The 26,645-nt window shown below is 54.0% G+C and carries 22 protein-coding genes; 4 read left to right on the top strand and 18 right to left on the bottom strand.

Annotation, left to right across the window (positions count from 1 at the left end; translation table 11 throughout):
- Window positions 1-11: 11 nt before the first annotated feature.
- Entirely contained in the window at window positions 12-1,190 is a 1,179-nt protein-coding gene (locus FZ041_RS04220; protein WP_187626304.1) for an FRG domain-containing protein, read from the bottom strand.
- Between the two features lie 303 nt (window positions 1,191-1,493).
- On the opposite strand from FZ041_RS04220, the gene FZ041_RS04215 reads away from it, so the two are divergent.
- The gene (locus tag FZ041_RS04215; protein WP_255449238.1) at window positions 1,494-1,940 is read left to right on the top strand and encodes a transposase; all 447 of its coding nucleotides are present in this window, start codon (window positions 1,494-1,496) and stop codon (window positions 1,938-1,940) included.
- A gap of 146 nt (window positions 1,941-2,086) precedes the next feature.
- On the opposite strand, the gene FZ041_RS04210 is transcribed toward FZ041_RS04215, so the two are convergent.
- The 5 genes from FZ041_RS04210 to FZ041_RS04190 form a co-directional block, all read right to left on the bottom strand.
- The gene (locus FZ041_RS04210; RefSeq protein WP_149188635.1) at window positions 2,087-3,376 is read right to left on the bottom strand and encodes an S-layer homology domain-containing protein; all 1,290 of its coding nucleotides are present in this window, start codon (window positions 3,374-3,376) and stop codon (window positions 2,087-2,089) included.
- A gap of 228 nt (window positions 3,377-3,604) precedes the next feature.
- Window positions 3,605-4,951, bottom strand: a complete 1,347-nt coding sequence (locus FZ041_RS04205) for an S-layer homology domain-containing protein (RefSeq protein WP_149188634.1) — start codon at window positions 4,949-4,951, stop codon at window positions 3,605-3,607.
- A gap of 258 nt (window positions 4,952-5,209) precedes the next feature.
- The gene (locus FZ041_RS04200) at window positions 5,210-6,502 is read right to left on the bottom strand and encodes an S-layer homology domain-containing protein (RefSeq protein WP_149188633.1); all 1,293 of its coding nucleotides are present in this window, start codon (window positions 6,500-6,502) and stop codon (window positions 5,210-5,212) included.
- A gap of 294 nt (window positions 6,503-6,796) precedes the next feature.
- A complete protein-coding gene (locus FZ041_RS04195) occupies window positions 6,797-8,035 on the bottom strand; it encodes an S-layer homology domain-containing protein (RefSeq protein WP_149188632.1) in 1,239 nt (412 codons plus the stop codon).
- Between the two features lie 417 nt (window positions 8,036-8,452).
- Complete coding sequence (locus tag FZ041_RS04190; protein ID WP_149188631.1) at window positions 8,453-9,253, bottom strand: carbon-nitrogen family hydrolase; 801 nt, start codon at window positions 9,251-9,253, stop codon at window positions 8,453-8,455.
- Between the two features lie 29 nt (window positions 9,254-9,282).
- On the opposite strand from FZ041_RS04190, the gene FZ041_RS04185 reads away from it, so the two are divergent.
- Window positions 9,283-9,483: a DUF951 domain-containing protein gene (locus FZ041_RS04185; RefSeq protein WP_149188630.1), complete on the top strand. Its 201-nt coding sequence runs from the start codon at window positions 9,283-9,285 to the stop codon at window positions 9,481-9,483.
- 132 nt (window positions 9,484-9,615) lie between these two features.
- Here FZ041_RS04185 and FZ041_RS04180 read toward each other — a convergent pair whose 3' ends face one another.
- The 3 genes from FZ041_RS04180 to FZ041_RS04170 form a co-directional block, all read right to left on the bottom strand.
- A complete protein-coding gene (locus FZ041_RS04180) occupies window positions 9,616-10,218 on the bottom strand; it encodes a TorD/DmsD family molecular chaperone (RefSeq protein WP_149188629.1) in 603 nt (200 codons plus the stop codon).
- 148 nt (window positions 10,219-10,366) lie between these two features.
- On the bottom strand, window positions 10,367-11,545 hold the full coding sequence (locus FZ041_RS04175; RefSeq protein ID WP_149188628.1) for a PucR family transcriptional regulator: 1,179 nt from the start codon (window positions 11,543-11,545) through the stop codon (window positions 10,367-10,369).
- Entirely contained in the window at window positions 11,526-12,101 is a 576-nt protein-coding gene (locus FZ041_RS04170) for a 4Fe-4S dicluster domain-containing protein (protein ID WP_149188691.1), read from the bottom strand. Before FZ041_RS04170 ends, FZ041_RS04175 begins: the two co-directional genes overlap by 20 nt.
- A 126-nt stretch (window positions 12,102-12,227) precedes the next feature.
- Here FZ041_RS04170 and FZ041_RS04165 point away from each other — a divergent pair, with 126 nt between their 5' ends.
- Window positions 12,228-13,073 (top strand): ATP-binding protein, encoded by an 846-nt coding sequence (locus FZ041_RS04165; RefSeq protein ID WP_187626303.1) that lies wholly within the window; start codon window positions 12,228-12,230, stop codon window positions 13,071-13,073.
- Window positions 13,066-15,066 (top strand): molybdopterin-dependent oxidoreductase, encoded by a 2,001-nt coding sequence (locus FZ041_RS04160; protein ID WP_149188626.1) that lies wholly within the window; start codon window positions 13,066-13,068, stop codon window positions 15,064-15,066. The genes FZ041_RS04165 and FZ041_RS04160 overlap by 8 nt, the downstream gene beginning before the upstream one ends.
- Window positions 15,067-15,470: 404 nt before the next feature.
- Here FZ041_RS04160 and ychF read toward each other — a convergent pair whose 3' ends face one another.
- The 9 genes from ychF to FZ041_RS04115 form a co-directional block, all read right to left on the bottom strand.
- Complete coding sequence (gene ychF / locus FZ041_RS04155; RefSeq protein ID WP_075443295.1) at window positions 15,471-16,577, bottom strand: redox-regulated ATPase YchF; 1,107 nt, start codon at window positions 16,575-16,577, stop codon at window positions 15,471-15,473.
- A gap of 161 nt (window positions 16,578-16,738) precedes the next feature.
- Window positions 16,739-17,008 carry an endonuclease domain-containing protein gene (locus FZ041_RS04150; RefSeq protein ID WP_149188625.1) on the bottom strand — a complete coding sequence of 90 codons (270 nt, stop codon included), beginning with the start codon at window positions 17,006-17,008 and terminating at the stop codon, window positions 16,739-16,741.
- A gap of 55 nt (window positions 17,009-17,063) precedes the next feature.
- A complete protein-coding gene (gene upp, locus FZ041_RS04145; protein WP_173433097.1) occupies window positions 17,064-17,702 on the bottom strand; it encodes a uracil phosphoribosyltransferase in 639 nt (212 codons plus the stop codon).
- A 25-nt stretch (window positions 17,703-17,727) separates the two neighbouring features.
- The gene (gene glyA, locus FZ041_RS04140; RefSeq protein WP_075443297.1) at window positions 17,728-18,975 is read right to left on the bottom strand and encodes a serine hydroxymethyltransferase; all 1,248 of its coding nucleotides are present in this window, start codon (window positions 18,973-18,975) and stop codon (window positions 17,728-17,730) included.
- Window positions 18,976-19,045: 70 nt separating this feature from the next.
- On the bottom strand, window positions 19,046-19,489 hold the full coding sequence (gene rpiB / locus FZ041_RS04135) for a ribose 5-phosphate isomerase B (RefSeq protein ID WP_075443299.1): 444 nt from the start codon (window positions 19,487-19,489) through the stop codon (window positions 19,046-19,048).
- 431 nt (window positions 19,490-19,920) lie between these two features.
- The gene (locus tag FZ041_RS04130; RefSeq protein WP_149188624.1) at window positions 19,921-22,695 is read right to left on the bottom strand and encodes an alpha-amylase family glycosyl hydrolase; all 2,775 of its coding nucleotides are present in this window, start codon (window positions 22,693-22,695) and stop codon (window positions 19,921-19,923) included.
- Between the two features lie 11 nt (window positions 22,696-22,706).
- Window positions 22,707-23,984, bottom strand: a complete 1,278-nt coding sequence (locus FZ041_RS04125) for an S-layer homology domain-containing protein (RefSeq protein WP_149188623.1) — start codon at window positions 23,982-23,984, stop codon at window positions 22,707-22,709.
- 184 nt (window positions 23,985-24,168) lie between these two features.
- The gene (locus FZ041_RS04120; protein WP_149188622.1) at window positions 24,169-24,942 is read right to left on the bottom strand and encodes an HAD-IIB family hydrolase; all 774 of its coding nucleotides are present in this window, start codon (window positions 24,940-24,942) and stop codon (window positions 24,169-24,171) included.
- Window positions 24,939-26,645, bottom strand: coding sequence for a glycoside hydrolase family 13 protein (locus tag FZ041_RS04115; protein ID WP_149188621.1), 1,707 nt, complete (start codon window positions 26,643-26,645; stop codon window positions 24,939-24,941). The genes FZ041_RS04120 and FZ041_RS04115 overlap by 4 nt, the downstream gene beginning before the upstream one ends.

The raw sequence follows: 26,645 nt of genomic DNA, 5'->3' as shown, positions 1-26,645 counted from the left end.
GTAATCAGTCCTCACATATTATTCTTCATGAATTTTATGGTCTTTACAACATTATCTTTGTCTGGATATATATTTTCAAATGTTATTCCCAAACTAAATAAATCCTTTAATATTCGTTCTTTACATTCTTTATCAATTAATACAATTTTAGTATATCTACTAAGTAGTAATTTCAAATCCCCACCAGAAGCAACTTTCAAAAAGCAACCTTTTTGAAAATGAATTCGTTCATTTGAATTTCCAACCTTTATAAAGTAAGATTTATCACTATACTTCTTCTCTTTCCCCTCTCTATCATTTTCATTTGAAAAATCTACCAGTTTTACCTCTTCTTTTATTACATCCATATTATACGACATTGCATCTACAAAATATACAATAGAATGTTGTATATTATACTCGTACTCTTCAACCGCAAACAGCAGCGATATCAAGTGAGCCTCTGTAAAGTCTAAATAATTAGTCGGGAGGCCAAAATGTTGCGCATACGCTCTAATTTCCTCAACAGATTTTCTATTAAGCGACTCATCATAGAATGATACCTTCTGCTTGAATTCAGTCTCTAAAATCGCAGAATGACTCGCATATTCTCCTGAATAAATTCTATGTAAAGACGGCTTCAATTCAAAAGTACAATCTTTTTGACCACGAGAAACATAATTATATTCACAATCTAAACTAGCAATAAACTCAACATATTCACTCACACTTTTTATTACCGTAATGTTCTCAATAGGAATCCCTAATTCCTTGGATATCGTCTCTCTTGCGTTATCTATTTTCCACTTTCTAATTCCGTTTACTTTTTTTCTTAATTCATCGCTATCACAATAGGAATACTCAAGCTTCACCTTGCCATTATCAATAATAATCTCATCTGGCGCAGCCACTTCTGAAAACAATTCTAATAAATAGCTTTTTTCTTCATCACGTTTCTCTGTTTCATTTTCATCTGCATATTTTTTTATGGACTGTTCCATCTTAATTCTATTAATTATTTTCTCTATTTGGGTATTGTTTGTGTTTTTTATCGCTCCCTTTATACTATCTGAAATGTCATTATCAGAATATTGAATTAATTCAGAGAGATCACCTGTTATCGCATTCTCTATTTTATTTAAAGATACATCCTCATCCGAGATATCATTACTTTCCAGATATTCTACTAATTCCCTTACTATCTTTATCATCTTTATGTCTCCCTGTATTTTCATACAAAACGCCTATCTCTTATATACGTACTCTCAAAAAGTTTTTGATGTATATTATACTCAATATTCCCCCATATATCATTTATACTCTTTTTTATCTTAGCGTATTGTCTCTATTTCTGCAATAAAAAAAAGAACTTATGCACATAATAAGCTCTAAGCATTTTAGGAAACTGTTTTATCACTTAACAGGGAGTGTAAAATAGTTTGTGTAAAATAATTTGCGCAAAGCTATTTTATGCCCCATACTGGGGTAATCAAGCATAGACAAGGAAGGTAACAATGGCAAAACGTAAAGATACACCGAATACCCCAGGCGAGCAGATTGCTCAACAGATTTTAGCTAACTACGACTTTGTGAACGCAGACGCAACACGGCAGGCATTTGCGGAACTTAAGAAAGACTGGTCTGCTTACCCCGGCGCTATAGCTGTATGGGAAAACAATTTCATCCATGTGGAGCAGCTCTTTAACTATGGTAGTGCCGTACGTAAGGTTATGTACACGACCAATGCCATTGAGAGCGTCAATTCCAGCTTCCGTAAGGTCACGAAAAAAGGTGCCTTCCCGAATGACACCGCAGTATATAAAATTTTCTATCTGCGGATTCTAGAGCTCTACAAAAAATGGGAAAACCATCGAGTCCAAAATTGGGCAATGGTACGAAATCAGTTACTGATTGACGATCGAATGTCATCACTTATGGAACGTTACGATATAGGCTATTAATTTTATTTACACAAACTTATTGGCACACCCCAGTATAACACAAAATACTGGACAACAGCGATTAAGTCAGTCCTTTTCAATACACAAAAAGACCTCCGCGGATGCGGAGGTCTTTGGTTTTGTTGTTGCTATTGCTAATCGTTAGATTAGAACAGGAACTCAACGCGGCCGAACAGCGTGTTGTACTTTGGCTTATTGCCATTCTGACCGATTGCTGCGCCGTTACCATACTGAATCTGCGTAACAACGTTCTTCAGAGCTGTGTACTTAACACCAATCTCGAAGCCTTTGTACGCACGGCTTACAACATCATACGTCGGATGCAGAGCAGCACCGGAGCCGAGGTAACGGTAGCCTACCCAAGCACCCCAGGAGCCTTTGTTCTCCGGCTGAGCCTCTTTGTAGTTCAGCGTATAAGCAAAAGCCGTTTTGCTCTCAACCGGATGTTTCTCCATATCAACGCTGCCGCGAGCATAAACTGCATCAAGGGCAATATTCTTGTCGAACTTGTAGCCAGCACCAACAGACCAAACGTTGTCTTTAACCGTCTCAGCTGCTTCACCACGAGCAGCAGCCCGCGTTGCGCTCTCATGGATGCCGAAATGCTGGAAGCCAGCACGTGCGGACAGCTTGCTGACACCATAGTTCAAGCCGATGCCATAGTAATCCGTCTGCTCACCAACAAGCACAGTGCCTGCCGTCTTCATGAGCGTATCATTGTTTACACGGCCAGCAGCCAGCGTAGCTTTGAGCTCTTTGCCGAAGGATACCTCAGCACCGGAGAACGTATCATCGAATACTACATCGTTAGCAATCGAGTTGCCGAACTTACCGAGTTTTACCTGGAAGTTCTTGTAGTCACCCTGTGCCCAGACACGTTTGAGTTTGACATTGTCCTGTGCCGTATCATCGCTCAGGTCGATCGTAGCATCGAGACGAGCATTTACATGCCAGTTGCTGTTGACCTCAGCGGACGGCTCGAGACGGAACAGAACCGTATTGTCATTATCATTTCTGTTAGCCTCAGAAGATTTAGCCTCAAAGTGTTTACGCGTGAACGTGTACTCAGCTTTGCCGTTCCATTTAACCATGTCAGCATTGCGCTCGAGGTTAGCAACGCGAACGCCGAGGTTGTTCAGCTCGTCAGCGAACTCTGCAGCGAGTTTGTCAACGAGAGCTTTATCAGCGCCGGACGTGCTCTTTGCCATAGCTTTTGCTACCATCTGAGCCATCTCATAACGCGTGATGTTGCGGTCGCCTTTGAACGTGGAATCGCCGTAACCTTCGATTACGCCGTCAGCTGCGAGCTGAGCAACAGCATCGTATGCCCAGTGGTCAGCCGGTACATCGGAGAACGGATTTGCAGCAGCGAAAGTCGTGCTAGCTGCGCCAACAACCAGTGCGGTCGTCAGAGCGGATACGAGAGTCTTCTTCATGAAAAACTCCTCCTTAAATAGTATGATTTTGTTCAAATCTCCATCAAAGGAAGCTCATGAGTGTCCATGTTTCCTCAGATTCCCTTGATAAATCCTTAAACAATTCTTATCATATCATAATCAATACTTAATTGTAAATATTTAATAAAAAACTAATTACAATTACGACAAAAAGACCTCCGCAAATGCGGAGGTCTTTTGCTTATTGTAACTATACTAATCGTCCGATTAGAACAAGAACTCAACACGGCCGAACAGCGTGTTGTAGTTGTGATGGTCGCCAGCACCGATCTTGGAGCCGTTACCATACTGAACCTGCGTGACAACGTTCTTCAGAGCCGTGTATTTAACGCCAATCTCGAGGCCTTTGTAGCCAACGCCAACGACATCATACGTCGGATGCATAGCAGCGCGATTGCCGAGGAAGCGATAGCCAGCCCAAGCCCCCCAGGAGCCTTTGTTCTCCGGCTGTGCTTCTTTATAGCTCAGCGTATAAGCGAAAGCCGTCTTCTGAGCATCCTGGTCTTTGACATTGGAACGAGCATAAACAGCATCAAGAGCAACGTTCTTGTCGAACTTGTAGCCTGCACCAACGTTCCATACGCCGATCGACTGGCTCTCTCCAGCAGTGAAAATCGGTTCACGTGGTAGTGTTGCTGTATAATTACCGGTGAACTCCTGCATATCATGCATACGGAAATGCTGATAGCCAGCACGAGCAGACAGTTTGCTAGCAGCATCATAATTTACACCAATGCCGAAGTAATCTGCAGTGCCAGTCTTCAGAACATCGTGATCTACACCTCTTGCAGCCTTCTCGGCTTTGTTCATTTCACTGATGTTGGAGAACGTGCCACCGTTTACGCGGCCAGCAGCAACCGTAGCTTTGAGCTGGTTACCAAACGTTACCTCAGCACCGGAGAACGTGTCATCGAAAACAACATCGTTAGCAATCGAGTTGCCGAACTTACCGAGTTTTACCTGGAAGTTCTTGTAGTCGCCCTGTGCCCAGACACGTTTGAGTTTAACGTTGTCTTCTGCAGTATCATCGCTCAGGTTGATATTTGCATCGAGACGAGCATTTACATGCCAGTTGCTGTTGACCTCAGCGGACGGCTCGAGGCGGAACAGAACATTGTTATCATTCGTCTCTCTGTTGTCCTGGCTGCTCTGACCTTCATAGTGATTACGCGTGAACGTGTACTCAGCTTTGCCGTTCCATTTAACCATGTCAGCATTGCGCTCGAGGTTAGCAACGCGAACGCCGAGGTTGTTCAGCTCGTCAGCGAACTCTGCAGCGAGTTTGTCAACAAGAGCTTTGTCAGCGCCGGACGTGCTCTTTGCCATAGCTTTTGCTACCATCTGAGCCATCTCATAACGCGTGATGTTGCGGTCGCCTTTGAACGTGGAATCGCCATAACCGTCGATTACACCGTCAGCTGCGAGCTGAGCAACAGCATCGTATGCCCAGTGGTCAGCCGGTACATCGGAGAACGGATTTGCAGCAGCAAACGTCGTGCTAGCTGCGCCAACAACCAGTGCGGTCGTCAGAGCGGATACGAGAGTCTTCTTCATGAAAAACTCCTCCTTCAATAGATATATTTTGTTTGATTCTCCATCAAAGGAAGCTCATGAGTGTCCATGTTTCCTCAATCTAATCCTTTAATGGCTTTCTCAAACGACTCTTATCATATCATAACTTAGGTTTAATTGTAAAGATTTAATTGAAAATTTGTTTCAATATTGACCGAGGGGAAGGCTTTTGGGCACACAAAAAGACCTCCGCGAATGCGGAGGTCTTTGATTTGCGTGTAGCTATTGCTAATCGTTAGATTAGAACAGGAACTCAACGCGGCCGAACAGGGAGTTGTAGCCGTGATGGTCGCCAGCACCGATCTTAGCGCCGTTACCATACTGGAGCTGCGTAACAACGTTCTTCAGAGCCGTGTATTTCACGCCGATTTCGAAGCCTTTGTAGCCACGCTCAACGACATCGTACGTCGGATGGAGAGCTGCGCCCTCACCGAGGTAACGATAGCCTACCCAAGCACCCCAGGAGCCTTTGTTCTCCGGCTGTGCGCCTTTGTAGTTCAGCGTATAAGCAAAGGCCGTCTTGTTCTCCTCATACTGCTTATCAACGCTGCCACGAGCATAGACTGCATCAATGTTAACGTTCTTATCGAACTTGTAGTTGGCACCAACGGACCAAACGTTGTCCTTAATCGTCTTAGCATCCAACACACGATGATGCTGATGAATGCCGAAATGCTGATAACCAGCACGAGCCGTCAACTTGCTGCCGCCGTCATAGTTCAGACCGATACCATAGTAGTCCGTTTTAGCCCCGAAAACAGTTGCCTGCTTTGCAGTGCAATCAGCCAATGCAGACGGGATATCGAGAAGCGTCTCGTTGCTTACACGACCAGCAGCCAGCGTAGCTTTCAGCTGGTTACCAAACGTTACATCAACGCCGGAGAACGTGTCATCAAAGATAACATCGCTAGCAATCTTGTTGCCGAACTTACCAGCTCTAACCTGGAAGTTGTCATAGTCGCCCTGTGCCCATACGCGTTTGAGTGCAACATTCGTCGTCTCATCATCGCTCAGGTTATCCTTAGCATCAAGACGAGCCTTTACATGCCAGTTGCTGTTGACCTCAGCGGACGGCTCGAGACGGAACAGTACCTGATTCGTTCTGTCATCTCTATCCTCTGCAGCCGTCTTAGCCTCATGATGGAAGTTCTGGAACGTGTACTCAGCTTTACCGTTCCATTTAACCATGTCAGCATTGCGCTCGAGGTTAGCAACGCGAACACCGAGGTTATTCAGCTCATCAGCGAACTCAGCAGCGAGTTTGTCAACGAGAGCTTTGTCAGCGCCGGACGTGCTCTTTGCCATAGCTTTTGCTACCATCTGAGCCATCTCATAACGCGTGATGTTGCGGTCGCCTTTGAACGTGGAATCGCCATAACCTTCGATTACACCGTCAGCTGCGAGCTGAGCAACAGCATCGTATGCCCAGTGGTCAGCCGGTACATCGGAGAACGGATTTGCAGCAGCAAACGTCGTGCTAGCTGCGCCAACAACCAGTGCGGTCGTCAGAGCGGATACGAGAGTCTTCTTCATGAGAAACTCCTCCTTCTGTAAAATAGAATGAATTGGACTGTCCAGCCCACATCACAGGAGTCCTCATGAGTATCCATGTTTCCTCAGTCTCATCCTCTGATGCGTTTCTGAACTGGCCTTATCGTAGCATAAATAACTTTTAGGAACAAGCCCTCTAATTGAGAATAGTTCCCGCTAAAATCCGATTTTAATCTATTTTTCATAATCAAATACGACGAAACCGCATAAAATAAGGCCTCGCGGCAATTGCACCACGAGACCTTTGGTTAAATTATTTTTTTATTAAAATTGTTTTTAGAACATGAACTGGACGCGGCCGAAGACTTTCGATGCATCATTATCGCCTGCAATCGTCTTGCCGTTGAAGTATTTGAGGCTGGCTACCGTATTCTTGGCAACCGCATAGTTCGTGCCGACCTCCCAGCCTTTCGTGCCAGCCCAAGCGCCATCATAGGTCGGAGCGAGGGCTACGTTTTGGCCGAGGTTGCGATAGGCCACATAGGCGCCCCAGGAGCCAGCATTCTCCGGCGTTGCTCCCTTGTAGTCGAGCTCGACCGAGCCAGCTTTGGCGTATTTATCGGCCTGCGTATTCTGCGCATACATGCCGCCGAGGGCTACGTTGTTGTCGAATTTATACTTCGCATTAGCTGTCCAGATGCCAGCCGAGTCATGGTCGCCATAGCCAGCGGCTGCCTTGAAGGCATCCGTGCCGATGTAGTGGTAGCCTGCACCCAGGGACAGCTTATCCTTGTCGTACTGCAGGCCAGCACTGCCGACCGAGGCCGTCTCGTTGCCAGCACCGGCGATGTTAGCATTTACGTTGTTGGCATCGTTGAGTTTCCAGCGGCCGCCCTGGACCGTGAACTTCAGATCCTTGCCAGCGGTCAGGGCTGCACCAGACATCTGGCTATCGAGGATCGAGTTGCCATCGACCTGCATCGGCAGTTTACCAGCTTTGATGCTGAAGTTGTCGTAGTCGCCCTGCGCCCAGATGCGCTTGAGGTCGACAGTGCTCTCGCCATCGCCACTGACATCAAGGTCTGCATCGAGACGGGCATTGACATGCCAGTTATCGTTGACCTCAGCGCTCGGCTCGAGGCGGAGCAGCAGGTCATTGCTGTCGGTCTTTTCCTTAGCAACGTCCGTATTCGTGTAGGTGTAGCGAGCCTCGCCATTCCATTTTACCTTGTCGGCGTTGCGCTCGAGGTTGCTGACGCGGACGCCCATCGTGTTGAGCTCATCGGCAAACTCAGCAGCGAGCTTGTCGACGAGGGCCTTGTCGGCACCCGATGGGTTCTTGGCCATGGCCTTGGCGACCATCTGCGCCATCTCATAACGCGTGATGTTCTTGTCGCCCTTGAAGGTGTCATCGCCGTAGCCTTCGATGATGCCATCAGCAGCCAGCTGGGATACAGCATCGTAAGCCCAGTGATCAGATGGGACATCCGAGAACGGGTTCGTGGCAGCAAAAGTAGTCGAAGCAGCGCCGACAACCAGTGCCGTAGTCAGAGCCGAAACAATAGTCTTTTTCATGATAATCTCCTCCATTTCGTTAAACGAAAAGAAATAAAATCTTCTATCCTGGGGAAGTCCGGCGGAGCTCATGAGTTTCCTTGTTTCCTCAGTGCTCATCTATCCGTGCCCCTTTCCCTTAGGACACTTTCAGTATAATACTTGACTAAGTCAATTACAATTAACGAACCATTATTCTTTCGTTATGATTTGATTAGATAGTTTTCTAAGTCAACTATAAAAAAAGACGCCCCACTGCATCAACGAAAAAGCAGCGCCGGTTCCAACATTCCGACGCTGCTTACCTGCTCAGGCACTGCGGCTCATATGTATGATTTCAAAAATCTGCCTGCCCTATCCAATCGGGTATATCCATATAGCAAGAAAAGAAATTACACATTTATAAAACAGCGTGCTTTCCGCTATGCCCCCACTATGCTATGATATAGGTATCTTCGGCAGGTAGAGCCGCTCGCGCCGATCGGAAAAGACATCCATATTTTCCTTGATTTGCTGGCGCACGGCCAGCCGCAGGGTGCTTTGCAGGATCGTCTCCTGCTCACCTGCCTGCGCGAGGATCTCGCCCCAGGGATCGATGATGGCCGAGTGGCCGGCCAGCTGCAGATCGCCAGCTCCCGTGCCGGACTCGTTGCAGGCTACGACGAAAATCTGGTTCTCGATGGCGCGGGCCCGGATCAAAGTCTGCCAATGGATGAGCCGTGCCAGCGGCCAGGCGGCCGGTACGAACAGCACAGCCACACCCTCAAGGGCCAGACGGCGGGCGAGCTCGGGGAAGCGGATATCATAGCAGACCGCCAGCCCGCACTTGACCCCGTCGAGCGTAAAGGTCACGACGCTGTCGCCAGGCTGGAAGTCATCCTTCTCGCCGCTGGGCGTGAAGAGATGCGTCTTATGATAGGTCGTCGTCAGCCGGCCTGTGCGGTCAAAGACGTAGCAGGTATTGAATACCTGCCGGCCAATGGCATTGGCCACCGTCCCGCCAACGATGTTGACCTGATACCGCGCCGAAAGCTCGGCAAGCGCCCGCCGCGTCTGCGCGCCATCCGCATCGGCATAGTCAAGGATGGGCCGCGGATAGAAGCCAAGCCGCCAAAGCTCCGGCAGCAGCAGAACATCGGGACGCTGCGCCATAGCCTGCTCAGTCAGCCGGTAGAAATTCGCGATATTCTTTTCAGGCGCGCCAAACGCGACCTCCATCTGCAGTACAGCAACTTTCATAGACTATTACCTCACAAGGGGGACAAACAATGGAAAAGCAACAATACAAACTCGGCGATATCGTCCGCATGAAAAAACCGCATCCCTGCGGCAGCAGCGAATGGGAAATCCTGCGCGTCGGCATGGACTTCCGGCTCAAATGCCAGGGCTGCGGCCATCTCGTCATGCTGCCGCGCCCCAAATTCGAAAAAATGGTGCGTGCCATCGTAAAACGCGCCGATGCGGAGTAAAGCTCAAAAATACGATAACATATAAGTTATCATATTTCAATCACATCCCATGCACGAACAGCCCGCTGACTGCGATGTCAGCGGGCTGTTCTATTGCAAGCAAGACCTCCCGATCTCACTTCTATATCCTATTCAGGCTTCGCGTACTTCAAAGTACATGGCTTCCTGCTCGGTCTGCAGGAAAGAGCAGGCAGCTGCAGCCACGCTCTGGCAGAACACCGACTCACTGCGGCGACGGACATCGTCGAGATGCTCGAACACCCAGCTCAGCAGATGGTCCCGCAGGAACAGCTGGTACGCATCCCAAAGGCGGTCTGCCAGCTGCATATCGAGATGCCGGCGGCCCAAGGCCTCAAGAAGGCAGCTCATATACGCCAAAGCATAGTGCAAGTGGTCACCAGACTCTTCCTGCTGCAGCATATCCAGACCTGCTTCCTCACAGATCTGCCGTACCCGCAGGCTCTCGAGCCGCATCGCCAGCGGCCGCTCCTCACAATAGACATCCGCCAGCGGCGGTGCCAGCCGCGTATGTGGCGCGATAAACAGCCGATTGTAATCATCCGCTGTACCCGCGACAATCCCTGGCACTGCCAGCCGGATAGCCAGCAGCTTGCCGATATGCCGGACTGCCGATTTGCCGGAATACAGCACTCCAGAATAGTACTCCGAAAGTTCCCGATAGATTTCCGCTTTTTTCAGCAACCTATCCCTAGATTCATGCTCATACATATCCATTCCACGCTCTCATAAGTAAATTTTATCATACTCATTAAGTCCTATTTTTCCATTGTAATAAAAAATTGCCCGCAATAAACTGTGAACTTATCCAAACATTCCCGCAATACTTATAAAATTTTACACAGGAACATTTTGTGCCTCACGCTTATTGCCGCTGGATGATGCGCATCGCCTGGCAAGCTACATAGAAACGCACACGCCTGTCAGCCCTGCCCAGGTCGACACCGAGCACGTCCTGTATCTTCTTCAGGCGATTGCGCAGCGTATTGGCATGGATGAACATGCGCTCTGCTGCCTGCGGCAGAGACTCATTCTCCTGGAAATAGATCTCGAGCGTCCGCAGATAGTCCGTCTTGTTGGCGTCATCATAGGCCATGAGCGGCCCGAGGATGTCCTGCACAAAATCGTCGAGCTCCTCGGTACGGATATGGGAGAGCAGCTTCAGGACGCCCAGCTCCTCATAGCAGGTGACACCGTTTTCCGGATGATGGAAGCGGCCAAGGCTCACCGCCTGCCGTGCCTCCTGCAGGCTGCGGCAGATGTCAGCCACAGCCGGATAGACGCGGCCGATGCCCAGCGAGAAAGGCGGCAGCTGCGGCTGCGCCTTGCGTATCAGCTCAGCAGCATGCTGCAGCTGCTGCGGGGCACTGGCCTGCCGGATGCCGGATACCGCCAGCACGGGCAGCAGCAGGATGACTTGGTTGCTCAGCTGCATGGTGATCGGCTGCGTAAAACGGTAAAGCAGCACGCGCTGCCAGCCATGTTCGAGATCATCGAGCCACTGCTTCGAGCGCCCGCCCAACAGAGGCTGGTCGAACTCAGCCACCACCACATAATGGGGCCGGTCGAGATCCATATTCCAGAACGTACCGATATAGATGACTTCCTCCGATGATTCGAAGTTATGATAGAACACATCGTAGAGGAACTGCTCCCGATGGCGCCGCGTCTCCTGCCGCATCTCCTCCTCATGCCAGAGCAGGAATGAAAGATGGCGGGATAACTCCTTGAGCATCATTTCCCGCCCGCTGGTCAAATTCTCCTCACCAAGCGCTGTCACCAGCCAACCCAATGACTGCGTCCCATAACTTATTGGCACCAGGAACAAGCCGGCAAAGGGCGTCATATCCTGCTGCAGCAATGCCTGCCGGCGATTGCGCAGCCGCGACAGCTCCCCCTCGGCAAAACCTGCGGTCCGCTGCACCAGCTCGCCTGCCTGATCGATAACCGCCAGCTCCAGCCCTGTCCTTTCAGCGGCCAGCCGCAATTTCCCTTGCAAGGTCGTCTGCTGCCAAAGGTCTTCCTTATTCATCTTTTGGTTCATGACCACCGGCCTCCTTACGCCAAAAACACCTCGGCTGCCGTGCCGCGATAAAGCGGATGGATGGCTGGGTATACCGAAGCAAGGGAGAGCCAAGCAGATTCGCATCTGCTTCTTCATCCTCATCCATCTCAATCAGGCGCAGCGCCTTTACAGGACAAGCCTCGACACAGGCAGGCAGCTGGCCTGCCGCCTGCCTGTCGGCGCAGAGATCGCACTTCTCCGCCTTCCGCGTCTGCGGATTGATCCTGGGCGCCTCAAACGGACAGGCCCCGACACAGCGGCCACAGCCGACACACTTCTCGCTATGATGGCGCACAATGCCATTGCGCAGCTTATCGTAGCAATGCTCCGGACACACCCGCAGGCACTCCGGCACCGCGCAATGATTGCAGGCCAGCGAGAGCAAGCCCTGCGCCCGCACATCGGCATGCAGCCGCTCCAAATGGCGGAAGCCCCCCGGCGTCCCCGGATGCTGGTACTGGCAGGCCAGCTCACAGGCACGGCAGCCGACACAGCGCGATAAGTCCACCTGGAATCCTAGTTGATGCGGCCGCATGACGCCCCTCCTTACACTACCCGCCAAGTTCTTCTATGTTTTGGCGAAATTTCAAACTATGGTATAATTACATCATACAATTATACCACAGATTCGAATCGTACGAAAAGAAAGGTGTTTCGAAATATGGCCAAACGCGAAATCGATCTGAACCGGTGCCTGTTCCACTATACCAACGTAAGCTGCAACCGCTGCGAGACAGTCTGCCCACAGCAGGCCGTCAAGAATCGCGTCGTCGATGCGGACCGCTGCGATGACTGCGGGCTCTGCACGGCGGTCTGCCCCACAGGTGCCGTACAAAGCTGCGTCGATTACGACAGCTGTCTCAGCCAGACGACTGCGCTTGAGCCGCAGGTACTCATGTGTGCCCAAGTGAGTGCACACGGCATGCAATGCCTGGGCGCACTTACCCGTCAGCTGCTCTGGGCTCTTGCCAGCCGCCGCCCGCTCGCCATCGACACGTCGCGTTGCGCCGCCTGCAACCCTGCGGTCAGCCAATGGCTCGATCAGGAAATCGCTGCCTGCAATCAGGCGCTGGAAAAGGCGGGCAAAGCGTCCATCCGCCTCGTCCATGTCCGCGAAGCAGCCCCGTCAAAGCCTAAAGTCGCCCGCCGCTCCTTCTTCCGCTCGCTGCTATCGGCTACCGCCCAGGGCGTCGCTGACTTCACCGCCGCCCAGACCGAGCGCTTATATGCCTTCGATCCGGTCATCTGGCTTGAAAAACAACAGACTGAGACCTGTAATCTTTTCCCCGCCTTGACGGTCAGCGGCAGCTGCAATTTCTGCGGGCTCTGCGCGATGCTATGCCCCGAAAAGGCCATCACCATCACGGAGGACGCCTCTAGTGCCAGCGGCAAGAAAGTCCAGTTTTCCCCGCTGCGCTGCACGGCCTGCGCGGTCTGCACGGGCAACTGCCCGCATGAAGCCCTGACCCTCTCCACCGAAGCGAAAGGATGTGGCCCCCATGTATAACGAGGACGGCTATCAAGTCACGCACCATACCTGCCCGCGCAACTGCTACGACTCCTGCCCGATGCTCGCCTATACACGGGGCGGCCGCATCGAGAAGCTGGTTGGCGATGGCAGCACCGATCCGGCCTTCTTCCAGCTCTGCTCCAAGTCCAGCTGGATTCTCGGCACGGTCGAGCACCCACAGCGGCTGCTGTTCCCGCTGCGCCAGGCAGGACGCGGCACGGGACGCTGGCAGCGCATCAGCTGGGATACCGCCATCGACATCATCGCCCGCAAAATCCTGGAACTCAAGGAACGTTACAGCTCCACGCTGCCTTTGTGCCTCAATAAGTATTCCGGCAATTTCGGCCTGCTCCACTATGCCTGTGAGGGCATGTTCAACAGCCTCGGGCCAACGACGCAGACAACTGGCACGCCTTGCTTTTCCTCCGGCATCGATGCCCAAAAGCTCGACTTCGGCGGCAATGTCACGTCCGCGATCCACGACCTCGTCCACTCGCAACTCATCATCCTTTGGGGCGTGAATCCAGCCTGGACCTCCATCCACTCGCTGCCAGCCCTATACACCGCCCGGGATCACGGGGCCAAGATCGTCGTCATCGATCCCGTCTATACGGAGACGGCCCGCAAAGCTGACTACTATATCCAAACGCGCCCGGGCAGCGACGCCGCCCTGGTGCTGCTGCTGCTGAAAAACCTTGCCGCCCGCGGCGCACTAAAGGCTGACGACCCGCGCATCCTAGGCGCTGCACCGCTGCTGCGAAAGATTCGCCGCCTTGATACCAAAGCTCTCTATGCAGCCATCGATCAGGACGAAGCGACCATCGAAATGCTGACAGACCTTATCGCCACACACCATCCCATGCATATCTGGTGCGGTTTTGGCATGCAGCGTCACATCCAGGGCGGCCTTACGATCCGGCTCATCGACGCCCTCTCTATGCTGACGGGCAATATCGGCATCGCCGGCGGCGGCGTCAACTTTGCCGAGCGTGCCGGCGTCCCCTTCCCGCACGCCACCAAGCGAGCACGGAAAGACACCCGCTACATCAATATCAACCAGTTCGCCCAGCGGCTAAGCTCCCTGCAGGAGCCGCCCGTCCGCCTGCTCTGGGTGGCCTGCCGCAATCTAATCGGCCAGGACGTCGCCCCGCATAAGCTGCGGGCCTGCTGGCAGGATCTCGAGCTCGTCGTCGTCGCTGATAAGTTCCTGACCCAGACCGCCGAGATGGCGGATATCGTTTTGCCCGTCACTACGGAATTTGAGAGCCTTGACGTCTATACCGGCTATTTCCAGCACTGGCTCGGCGTCAACGAGCCCGCCATCGCCCCGCGCGGCGAGACGAAAAGCGACCTCGAGATCGCACGTCTGCTGACGCGCCGCCTAAACGAGCTTGCGCCTGGCACCAGCGATTTCCCCGCCGGACAAACCGATGAAGAGTTCCTCGATGCTGAGTTCACGCCAGCTGTCTGCGAGCAGCTTGGCATCAACGGCTGGCGCGACTTATGCGCGGGTGCCATCAAGGTGCGCGCATCATCCATTGCCTGGGAAGGCGGCCACTTTGCGACAGATGACGGCAAATTCCACTGCTGCGATCTGCCCGAAAACATCGAGCTGCTCCTGCCGACACCAGCCTATCCCTTCCACTTCATCACCCCGCACGCCCAGCAGAACATCAACGGGCAAATCCACACGCAGCTGCACGAACTGCCCGAATACCCCCGCGTCTATATCCATCCCGCCGCTGCCCAAAAACGCCGCCTATCTGAGGGGCAGCCGGTCATTCTCTGGAACGAGTACGGTAAGATTACCGCTACCATCCACTATGACGAGTACCTGTCTCCCGACGTCCTGCTGAGCTATCAGGGCAGCAGCCGCCGAGGCAGGCTAAACGCTCTCAACGGCGGCCGCGCCACCGACCTAGGCACGCTGAGCACCGGTGCCCCCGGCGTCGCCCTCTACGATGTCTTCGTGAATATCCGGGCAAAATAATGTAAAAACCTGCCACAAAATCTGCACACAAAAAGCCATCCTTGACCAAAAGGATGGCTTTTATTGTCCGAATAGCGGACTCCTGCGTCGCAGGCAGTCAACCAGCAACGCTTGTCGTTGTTCATACGACATTTACCTTACCCATATTGTAGCACACAACTACAAAAAATGCTATAATCATTTTGCTGTGCACCTCTCAGCGGAAGGGAGGGTAGTTCATGCGATATTTACCTTTGTTGCGTGACTTCTTGCTTTCTTTACTTGCAGGAATGGTAGCCAACTATCTGTTCACCGTGCTGATGAAATAGCACAGCCATCAGCAAATACCTCGGGCAAAAGTCAGCCGTAGAGGGAGAAAAGCCGTCCAAGACCAAATGGACGGCTTTTTGCTATAGCTATTGTACTTATACGTTAAAGCGGAAGTTTACGACATCGCCATCCTGCATGACGTAGTCCTTGCCTTCGACGCGGACCTGTCCTTTTTCGCGTGCAGCTGCGACACTGCCATTGGCGACAAGGTCATCATAGTTGACGATTTCAGCACGGATAAAGCCACGCTCGAAATCCGTATGGATCTTGCCCGCAGCCTTCGGTGCTGTCGTCCCTTTGACAATCGTCCAGGCACGGCACTCGTCCGGGCCAGCCGTCAGGAACGTCTGGAGCCCCAGAAGGTCAAAGGCTGCCTTGATCAGACGGTCAAGACCGCTTTCGGTCTCGCCGAGATCCTCGAGGAACGCCTTGGCTTCTTCCTCGTCGAGCTCAGCGATTTCCGACTCGACTTTGGCCGAGATGGCAACGACCTCTGCCCCTTCCTGCGCGGCGAATTCCTTGACCTTCTGCACATAGGCATTCTCGTCGAAGGCCGTAGCGACTTCATCCTCGGCTACGTTCGTGACGTAGAGCGTCGGCTTCAGCGTGATGAGGTTCATATCCTTGATGACCTCAAGGTCGTCTGCACTCAAGTCAACCTGGCGGGCCGGTTTGGCTTCATCCAGAGCCTCCTTGATACGGCGCAGGATTTCATCCTCCACGCGGGCTTCTTTGGCACCGGATTTCGCGAGCTTGGCCACCTTCATGATGCGCTTCTCGACGACCTCGAGATCCGCGAGGCAAAGCTCGGTCTGGATGATGTCGATGTCGCGCAGCGGATCGATGCCGCCCTCGACATGCGTGATGTTCTGGTCATCGAAGCAGCGTACGACATGCGCGACTGCATCGACCTGACGGATATGCTCGAGGAACTTGTTGCCCAGGCCCTCGCCTTTCGAAGCCCCCTTGACAAGCCCAGCGATATCGACGAAGCGCACCGAAGCCGGCGTCGTCTTCTTGGAATCGTACATCTCATGCAGCACCTTGAGGCGCTCATCCGGCACTGCGACGACGCCGACATTCGGCTCGATCGTGCAGAACGGGAAGTTAGCTGCCTCAGCACCAGCCTTCGTGATTGCATTGAACAAAGTGCTCTTGCCGACATTTGGCAGGCCGACAATACCTACTTCTAAATTACTCAAAATACTTACTCCTTTAACCTACTAAATAAGCCTTCCCCTAAGGGGAAGGTGCCGAACAGCGTGAGGCGGATGAGGTTCCGCGTATCGTACCACCTCATCCGACCCCTTCGGGGCCACCTTCCCCTAAGGGGAAGGCCTGCTCCCGAACTTTGCCTGACACCTCATTTTTCCTGTCCAGCTTCTGCCGCTAGGCTTATAGCCGAACAAACAGCAGTAAAATTCTCCCATATATCCCGATTCGAGAAGCGCAGCACGCGAATCCCAACCGTCTGGAGATACTGCGTCCGTGCCGCATCATAAGCAATTGCCTCGCTTTCATAATGCTGACCGCCATCTAATTCTACTGCTAATCCGGCACGCGAACAATAAAAATCCAAAATATAATCACCTATTGGTTTCTGCCGGCGAAATTGAAGAGGATATGCCTTCATATCCTACACCTCGTTTACCCTTTTCATGGGTTCCCTTGCAGGTAAGGCTTGTATATTACAGCGTGCCGAAGATACGGTCGCCGGCGTCGCCGAGGCCTGGGACGATGTAGCCCTTCTCGTTGAGCTTCTCATCGATAGCCGCTACGTAAAGCGGTACATCCGGATGCTCTTCGTTGATGACCTTGATGCCTTCCGGCGCTGCGACCAGGCACATGAGGATCATGGATTTTGCGCCTTTCTCCTTGAGCAGCGACAGGGCTGCAGCCGCACTGCCGCCCGTTGCGAGCATCGGATCGACAACGATCAGCGTGCGCTCAGCGACATCGTTCGGCAGCTTGCAGTAGTACTCGACCGGCTTGAGCGTCTTCGGGTCACGGTACATGCCGACATGGCCGACGCGGGCAGCCGGAATCATGTTGACAACGCCGTTGAGCATGCCGAGTCCAGCACGCAGGATAGGTACGACACCGACTTTCTTGCCAGCCAGCACCTTAGCCTTGCATTTCGTGACCGGCGTCTCGATCTCGATCTCCTTGAGCGGGAAATCACGCGTGATCTCATAGGCCATGAGCATCGCGATCTCCTCTAAAAGCTCACGGAAGTCCTTAGTGCCCGTGTCCTTCTGGCGCATCAGCGTGAGCTTGTGCTGGATCAGCGGATGATCGATTACGGTTACTTTCATATCTTCAGACATTTTCTTTCTTCTCCTTCAGTTTCTCTTATTCATAAAGCGGATATTTTTCGCAAAGAGCAGCTACGCGCTTGCGGGCTGCTGCCTTGACGTCTTCGTTCTGCGGATCGCTAAGGACCATGGCTATGATATTCCCTACTTCTACCATATCCTCTTCCTTGAATCCGCGCGTCGTAAGTGCCGGAGAGCCGAGACGGATACCGCTCGTGACAAACGGCGACAACGGCTCGAACGGAATCGTGTTGCGATTGGCCGTGATATTGACCTCGTCGAGGACGAACTGGGCTTCCTTACCCGTGATGCCCTTGCTCGTCAAATCGACCAGCATCAGATGGTTGTCCGTGCCGCCCGAGACGATGCGGAAACCGTCAGCAGACAGCGTATCAGCAAGTGCCTTGGCATTCTTCTTGAGCTGCTTGGCGTACTCCTTAAACTCCGGACGCAGAGCCTCGCCCAGCGCGACGGCCTTGGCAGCGATGACGTGCATAAGCGGGCCGCCCTGGATGCCAGGGAATACGGCCTTGTTGAACTGCTTGCCGAACTCCGCATCACGGCAAAGGATCATGCCACCACGCGGGCCGCGCAGCGTCTTATGGGTCGTCGTCGTGACGACATCGGCATACGGGATCGGGCTCGGATGCTCCCCGGCAGCGACCAGGCCGGCGATGTGCGCGATGTCGACCATCAGATAGGCGCCGACTTTCTTCGCGATCTCAGACAGGCGCGGGAAGTCGATGACACGCGCATAGGCCGATGCACCGGCGACGATGAGCTTCGGCTGGCACTCCTCCGCCTGCTTCTCAAGCGCATCGTAGTCGATCGTCTCCGTCTCCTTCGTAACACCGTACGGCACGATGTTGAAGTACTTGCCCGACATGTTGACCGGGCTGCCATGGGTCAGATGTCCGCCATCCGTGAGGTTCATGCCCATGACCGTATCGCCCGGCTGCAGCAGGGCAAAGAACACCGCCATATTGGCCTGTGCGCCCGAGTGCGGCTGCACGTTGGCATACTCCGCACCAAAGAGCTTCTTGGCCCGCTCGATGGCCAGTGTCTCCACCTCATCCACGAATTCGCAGCCGCCATAGTAGCGCTTGCCCGGGTAGCCTTCGGCGTACTTGTTGGTCAGCACGCTGCCCTGGGCCTCAAGCACCGCCTTGCTCACGATATTTTCCGAAGCGATAAGCTCGAGCTTCGTGCGCTGGCGTCTCAGCTCATTATCGAGCTGGGCGGCGATTTCCGGATCGGATTTCTTCAGTGTTTCCATAAGACTCATAGGGAGAACCTCCTAAAAAAGACAGATGAATGCGGACACTTGCTTATATTTTATTGGGAATAGACAGCAGTCAGTTCTGCTCCAGGGCCATGATCTTGTTCACGCGGCGCTCATGACGGCCGCCCTCGAACTCCGTCTCAACCCAGGCGCGGACGATCTCGCCAGCCGGACCAAAGCCCGTGACGCGGCCGCCCATCGCGAGCACATTGGCATTGTTGTGCTGGCGCGACATCTTAGCCGAGTAGACATCGCTGCAAAGTGCGCAGCGGATTCCCTTGACCTTGTTGCAGGCAATGCTGATGCCGATGCCCGTACCGCAAAGCGCAATGCCACGGTCGGATTTTCCCGAGACGACATCCGCGCAAATCTTCTCGGCGATATCGGGATAGTCGACCGACTCCGTGCCGAAGGTACCGACATCTGTCACCTCAATGTCGCCGTATTCCTTGAGGACCATCTTGACTTCTTCTTTGAGCTGGACAGCGCCGTGATCACTGCCGATGGTAATTTTCATGCTTACCCTCCACCTTTCTTACATACTAACTTTTATTGTATCATAAGCCCACCGAAAAAAATAGAAGTCTGCGATTTTTCTCGCAGACTTCTATCTATAAATCATGTATACAGCAACATATGAGGTTATTGCTATTCCAATAACACTTATAGTATACTCTCGTCATGGCTACCGAACGGTGGCGGTAAATCTATGGCCCTGGGAAGGGGCGCTGAACCATGAGTAGATATGAATTTTATCTGATACTGATTCTAGTTCTGGCGCTTGTACTAACCATAAAGTCATAAGAAAAGCCGCCTGAAGACGTCCAATCAGAAGGCGGCGATTCTTACTCGTTGTTAACTCTGTAGGGCTGACCGTCACCGGTAGCCTTTTACTATGTCCATTATAACGCCATTATACAAATTTCGCAAAGAAAATATTCGTTTTATTCAACTGACCAGCATGACCGCCTGATTCTCGCCGAGCCGGAAGGACAGTTCCCCCTTTTTGACGGTTGCCTGCAGACCGGAAAGCTGGTCTTTGAGCACCGTACCCTCTGGGGCTGCCACTTTGAAGGTCACTTGCTGGGCTTTGCCATTGTTCAGTGCTACGACACCAATCTTGCCCGAGCCATCGACGGCCGTGCGCTGATACGCATAGATGTTGTCCTTGGCGGCAAGGGTTGCAATGCCGCCGAGGGCAAAGACGTTCTTGTTGTTGTTGCGGGCTGCAATGGCTTTCTTATAGAAGGCCTGCAAGTCCTTATCCTCTTTGCCCCACGGGAACGTACGACGGCAATCGGGGTCTTTGGAGCCGAAACTTCCGGCTTCATCGCCGTAGTAAATGGTCGGCATGCCCGGATAGCCGAGCTCGAAAGCCGCCGCCATCTTGAGCCGCGCCTTGCCCAGCGCATAGTCAAAATCGCGCCGCGTCGGCTGGAGCACATTGTCCTTGCCATTTCCATAGAGATAGATGGCCCGTGCCGTATCGTGCGAATCGACGATATTCATCAGGTTGTAAAGGGCCTCCTGCGGATAGTTCTGCCGCAGCTGCGTGAGCACGTCATCGGCATCCTGCGCCTTGCCACCCATCACGAACTGGCCGATAGCATCCGACAGCTTGTAGTTCATGACCGAATCCATCGTATCCCCCAGGAAGAACTGCGAGCCATCCTGCCAGATCTCGGCCAGGAGCAGCGGTGTATCGCCAGTCTGCGTCTTCACCGCTTTGACCGCCGCGCGGGTCTTGGCCCAGAAGCCCGGCGGTACCTCCTTGGCCACATCGAGCCGCCAGCCCGACAGGCCGTAGTCGAACCACTTGATCATGACGCCTTTGTCGCCCGCACGGCCATAGAGCAGATAGTCCCCCAGGTCCGTGTGGGCAGGCGTCTTCGCATCATAGCCCGGATAGTCCTTGTCGCGGAACGGCGCGAGACTCGAGAAGCCCTGCCAGCAATGGTAGTCGTACTTCGCGCCCATCTCGTCACGGCCTTTTACATTGCGGATATCAAACCAATCCTCCCAGTGATAAGGAGAAAATACCTGCCCCTCAGCCTCCAGCTGCTTTTGGGCCTCGGCCTTAGCCGCCTCCAGCGAGAGCCCCTGCTTATTCTGCAAGTCATAGATGCGGCTCCAATACTCATAAGCGCCGACGGTCGGATACTTGCCATAGCGGTCAAAGTATACCGAGTCATCGCCCACATGATTGTAGACACCATCCATGATAAGGTGCATGCCGCGCTTCTTCATCTCAGCCGTCAGCGTCTGCAGGGCCGTGAAATCGCCCAGCAGCGGATCGATGGCATTGTAGTCACGCGCATCGTAGCGATGGTTCGACGAAGCAGCATAAACCGGATTCAGATAGATGGCCGTGATGCCCAGCCCCTTGAGATAATCGAGCTTCTTGGTGATGCCGGCAATGTCGCCGCCAAAGAAATCGTTGCAATCCCACGCATCACCATCGGCTGCCCCGGCCCCGGAATTGGCTGGCAAGTCCGTCCAGGCGCGATGCTGCACGGGCTGACTGCCACGGGCCGTCGTGCGCGCGTTGTCGATGGACGGGTCCCCATCGAAGAAGCGGTCGGGGAAGATCTGGTAGCAAACGGCTTCCTTGGCCCAGGCCGGCGTCTCAAAGCCCTTCTTATAGGCCGTTACCTGGAAGTATTTCGTCCCTGTGAGCTTCAGCTCCCCCGTACCGCCCGTCTTGGTATCATCGCCATACTCTTTCGTATCGTTGAGCACGAATTTGTAGCCATAGATGCCATAGCTCTGCGGCGTAAAGCTGCCCTGCCAGATATCCTGTCCATCCTTGGTACCGATTTTCCGCATGGGATAATAGGCCGTTTGCCCCGCCTCGTAGTCCGGGTTGTACTCATCGCCACCCTTGGCCGTCATCGCGGCCTTGGTGACCATGATCTTCACCCCAGACACATCACCGGCTCCCGTGCGGAGTTTAAGCGTCACGGGCGTCCCTTCTTCCACCGCGCCCAAGGGGCCGCGCTCCTCCTTGTTCCAGCTGTCATGGGAGACTTTATCTGCGCGGATGCTGCCATCATCGGCGATGATGCGCTTTTTCGCCGCATCGTAGTAGAACGTGACCCATGCAGGCTTTTCGATATGGATGGTCTGCGTGACCGGTGACTGGCCGGCCTGAGCGACCTTGACCGTGTAGTCGCCAGCTGCGACCTTGGCTTCCATCTGATAAAGGCCCGCCAGCATCAGGTCATGCATCGTGCCGCCTGCGTCCGCAATCCCGGAAATCACCGGCAGCTCGTTTTCCGCCAGCATCTTGTAGTTCTGGCTGTCAGCGATGCGATGCGTCTTATCGTTATAGTAGAAGGTGACCGTCCCGGGCTTCTCAAGGGTCAAGGAGACATTGGCACCGTCCGCGATGCCATTCAAGCCATAGTTCTCAGCCCAGCTGCCGTTGATTGCGACCTTGTAGTTATAGGTGCCCGCCGGCATGTCCTTGATGGTCAGCGCATAAAAATCATGGCCCAGCGGCGTCATCTTCGTCGCCATATCCGACGGTGCCCACTTCGCAGCGGCACCGCCCACCACCTGCAGGTCGCCGACCAGGACGACATCACGCTGCGCGGCCGCAGCTGCGAAAGCCGGCTGCCAGAACAGCAGCTCCCCAGCGTCAGGCGCCGCACACGGAGCCAGGAGCAAGCCCAGCGTCAGCGACGTGCCGATGGCCCGCCGCAAGAATTGTTTGCGATTCATATTCACACCTCTCAGAAATGGAAGTCCATCTGCGTACGGAAGAGCTTGCGCGTATATTCCTTATCCGTGCTATGATTTGTCTTAGCCTGTTCATAGAGTGTCTCCCACTCAACATTCTTCCAGGGCACATACCTGACGCCAAGAATCCACCCGCGGCTGTCAGACTGCAGCGATCCCCACTCATCATCGTGGCTGATATCGCCGATTGCACCAAAGTCGATATAACGCGCATACAGGGAATAGGAGCCCCGCTTGTTGAGGTCGGTCTTCTTGTAATCGAGACGCACCGCCTTGGAGGAATTGTTGTCCTCGGCCCCCGTGCGGACATAGTCACCGGTCAGACGCAGATCCTTGGTCAGATTCGTAGCAGCACTGACGACCCAGCCGTAGTTGCCGAACCACTTCTCCTTATTCGAGCGCGCATAGGCCACGTTGATGTCGCAGTTATGGCCGACCGGGCCGAATACTGCCAGGCCGCCCAGACTGAAGTCGCAGCCATTCCAGGTCGGTGCCATGTAGAACGGGCTGACCTGCAAGCCCTGCTTGTTGACGGCAATACCGGCCTGGACGCCATCGGCCTCAGCACCATAGAGGATATTCTGGAAGCCGAGCCCGCGCCAGGTGCGGCCGACGCTGACCCAGAGCTTCTGGTCCGGGAACCAGCCATCAGCCCAGACGCGCTGGATGCGGCCGGTATCCGTGCCATCCGAACCCGAATGGGTGGTTCCCGTCTGCGTATTGCGCGCATAGTGGCGGTTGGTCTCCAGCTGGAACTTGGCGGTCCAGTTATCGGACACCTTGAAATCACCGAGCAAGTTCATATAGAAGCGGTTGCGGTCCTTCTGGTCTGCATCCCGGATGTTATCGCTATCCCATTGCGTGCGCACAAAACCATGCAGGTTCACGCGCTCGATCGCCTGCTTGTTTTTCTCGATCTGGGCCGTGTTGGCCTCAACCTGCTTACGAAGCGTCGCCAGCTCGCCGCCGTACTCCGCCTCAAGTTTCTCAAGAACGGCCTTGTCAGCAACCGATCCACCGGATTTCTGCATGGCCTTCGCAACAATCGCCGCCATCTCGTAGCGCGTCATCGTCCGCCCGCCTTGGAAGGTATTGTCGCCCATGCCCTCGATGATGCCATCTTTTGCCAGATAGTCCAAGGCTTCATAGGCCCAATGATCCTTCGGCACATCCGTGAAGCTGTCAGCTGTCGCGGCTAGTGCCGTGCCGCCAAAAGCTGTGCTCATCATCATGCCGGCGAGGATTGCTGCAGTATTCTTGTTGAGTTTCATTGTCCAAAAACTTCCTTTCGCATCACATTGCATTATTCCGCAGTATATTCTGCGGTTCTTGAATTTTCACACAATTATCGATTAAGGGGAAGAGGCTTTGGGGTAAAGCCTCTTCATATGTTCATATGTAGGAATATGAGGGTATAGGGGAGCCGGGGAAGCTCCCTCCTCAGGGGAAACGAATTCAGAGGTTGGCCTCAAGCATCATGCCGACGCCTTGATAGACCTTGCGTGCCTTGGCCTGGATGGCCTCGCGCGCCGTATCCACAGTAAAACCATTGAACGCTTCAATCATCGGCAGGTCGTTGATCTCATCGCCGATGGAGAAGACCTCCGGCTCCGCCCAGCCCATCAAATCGATGAGCTTGCGGATACCCTGCTCCTTGCTGATGCCCTTCGGGGTGACATCCACGCTGCAGCGGTTGGGATAGGCATGCACCACATCACCAAAGCGCGCATTGAGCTTCTTGCTGACCTCCAGCGCCTCGCCGGCCTCAGGGTAGCCCAGCGAGAACTGGTGGATTTGCGGCAGGCTCAGGATATCGTCCTCCGTGATTTCCACGATGGCAAAATCCCACTGCTTCGCCTCCCGCGAAATCCAGGAGCCTTCGCTTTCATGGTAAAGATAGGTCGTATCGGCCGCCGAAAAGGCGAAGTGGAAGGAGCGGCAGACGCCAGGATCCTTGACCATCTCCGCCAGCACCGGCAGGGGGATATCCCCCTGCCAGAGCGGCGTGCCATCGGCACGGCAGATCAGGCCGCCATTGTTGCAGACCGCGTAATCCGACTCGATGCCGTAGTATTTGAGCTGCGGCGCCAGCATGCCGTAGTCACGCCCCGTGACTACACCAAACTTGTTGCCGGCTGCCCGCCAGCGGCGAACGCCCTCGGCGTCCGCGCGCGAAATCTCTTCATTGCGGAATAAGGTTCCGTCGTAATCACTGGCAGCAATCTTCATTGGCCCTGCCCCTCCTTTCGTGCCGTACGGCCCAGATAGCAGACTGCCTCATAAGGGCGCAGCTTGCCTCTCTTGCTGTCCGGCTGTGTTTCTATGATCACCCGTGCTTCCTCTGGCAGTTCTGCCGCATAGGCTGTCTCCTTGCCAGTGAAGTTCACCACGGTAAGCACTTCCTGCCCGCCCCAGCGGCGGCGGAAGGCATAGACATCCTCCCGCTCCGTCAGGACTTCCTCATAGCTGCCCTGCTGCAACACCTGCGCCGCAGCGCCCTCACGGCGCAGACGGCTGATCCGGCGGTAGAAGGACAGCACCGAGTCTTCGTCTTCGGCCTCGCTTTCGACGCAGCAGCGCGCATAGTCTTCATGGACAGGCAGCCAGGGCTGCCCCTCCGTGAAGCCGGCCTGACGGCCGCGCGTCCACTGCATCGGCGTGCGTGCATTGTCACGGCTGTACCGGTGGACCAGGCGCAGCGCATCGCTTTCGCTGCGGCCCTCGGCCAATGCCAGTTCATACTGCCCCTGGGAAGAAATATCATCATAATCTGCAATCGAGCCCCAGGCCACATTGTCCATGCCCAGCTCCTGGCCCTCGTAGATGAACGGCGTACCCCGCAGGGTGAACAGCAGCGTCGCGATGGCTTTGGCCGTGACCTGCGGATCAGCGTCATCGGGGAAGAAATGGCGCACGCAGCGGAGCTGGTCGTGATTCTCGAAGAAGACCGGATACCAGCCGTTCTCCGCGGTGGCCAGCTGGCTGGCCGTGAGGCTCCGCTTGAGCTCAGGAATGAGCTCCGGCTTCCAGCCCGTACCGCGGCACCAGATCTCGCCATTAGGGAATTCCAGGTTCACATGGCTGAACTCGAAGAGCATATCAAATGCCCCTTGCTCTCCGACCCAGTCCTTGAGCTCCTCCGGGCCGACGCCATTGGCCTCAGCGACGGTGAAGATATCGTGCCCGTCAAACACCTCACGTCGGAATTCCTGCAGGAAATCGAGGATTCCCGGCGTATTGGCAATCATCGAATGCACATTGACCATGCCGTCACTGCTGTCCGGCTCGCCGTCGGCGAAAACCGCCGGCTTCTTGATGTAGACGATGGCATCGATGCGGAAGCCGCCTACACCCTTGTCGAGCCAGAAATTGGCAGCCTCATAGAGGGCCTGCCGGACCGCAGGATTTTCCCAGTTGAGATCCGGCTGGGCTGCAGCGAAGGTATGCAGATAGTACTGCTGCCGCTCCTCGCACCAGGTCCAGGCACTGCCGCCAAAAATGGAGCGCCAGTTGGTCGGTGCAGAGCCATCCGGCTTGGCATCGCGCCAGATATACCAGTCGGCCTTGCTGTTGTCACGGCTGGACTTCGACTCGATAAACCACGCATGCTTGTCCGACGTGTGGTTATAGACCAAGTCCATGACAATGCGGATATCGCGTTTCTTCGCCGCAGCGATAAGCTCCTCCATATCGGCCATCGTGCCATACGACGGGTCGATAGCCGTATAGTCGGCGATGTCATAGCCGTTGTCCACCATCGGTGAGGAATAGACCGGCGTGAGCCAGATGGCACCGACGCCGAGTGTCTTCAGGTAGTCGAGTTTCCGCGTGATGCCAGGGATATCGCCCTGGCCGCTGCCAGTCGTATCGAGAAAGCTTTTGGGATAGACCTGGTAGACGACGGTCTTCTGCCACCATTGCAAATCTTTCAT

Origin of the sequence: Pseudoselenomonas caprae (assembly GCF_008271345.1) — a bacterium.
Taxonomy (GTDB): Bacteria; Bacillota; Negativicutes; order Selenomonadales; family Selenomonadaceae; genus Selenomonas_A; species Selenomonas_A caprae.
This window is presented reverse-complemented; position numbering and strand designations above follow the sequence as displayed.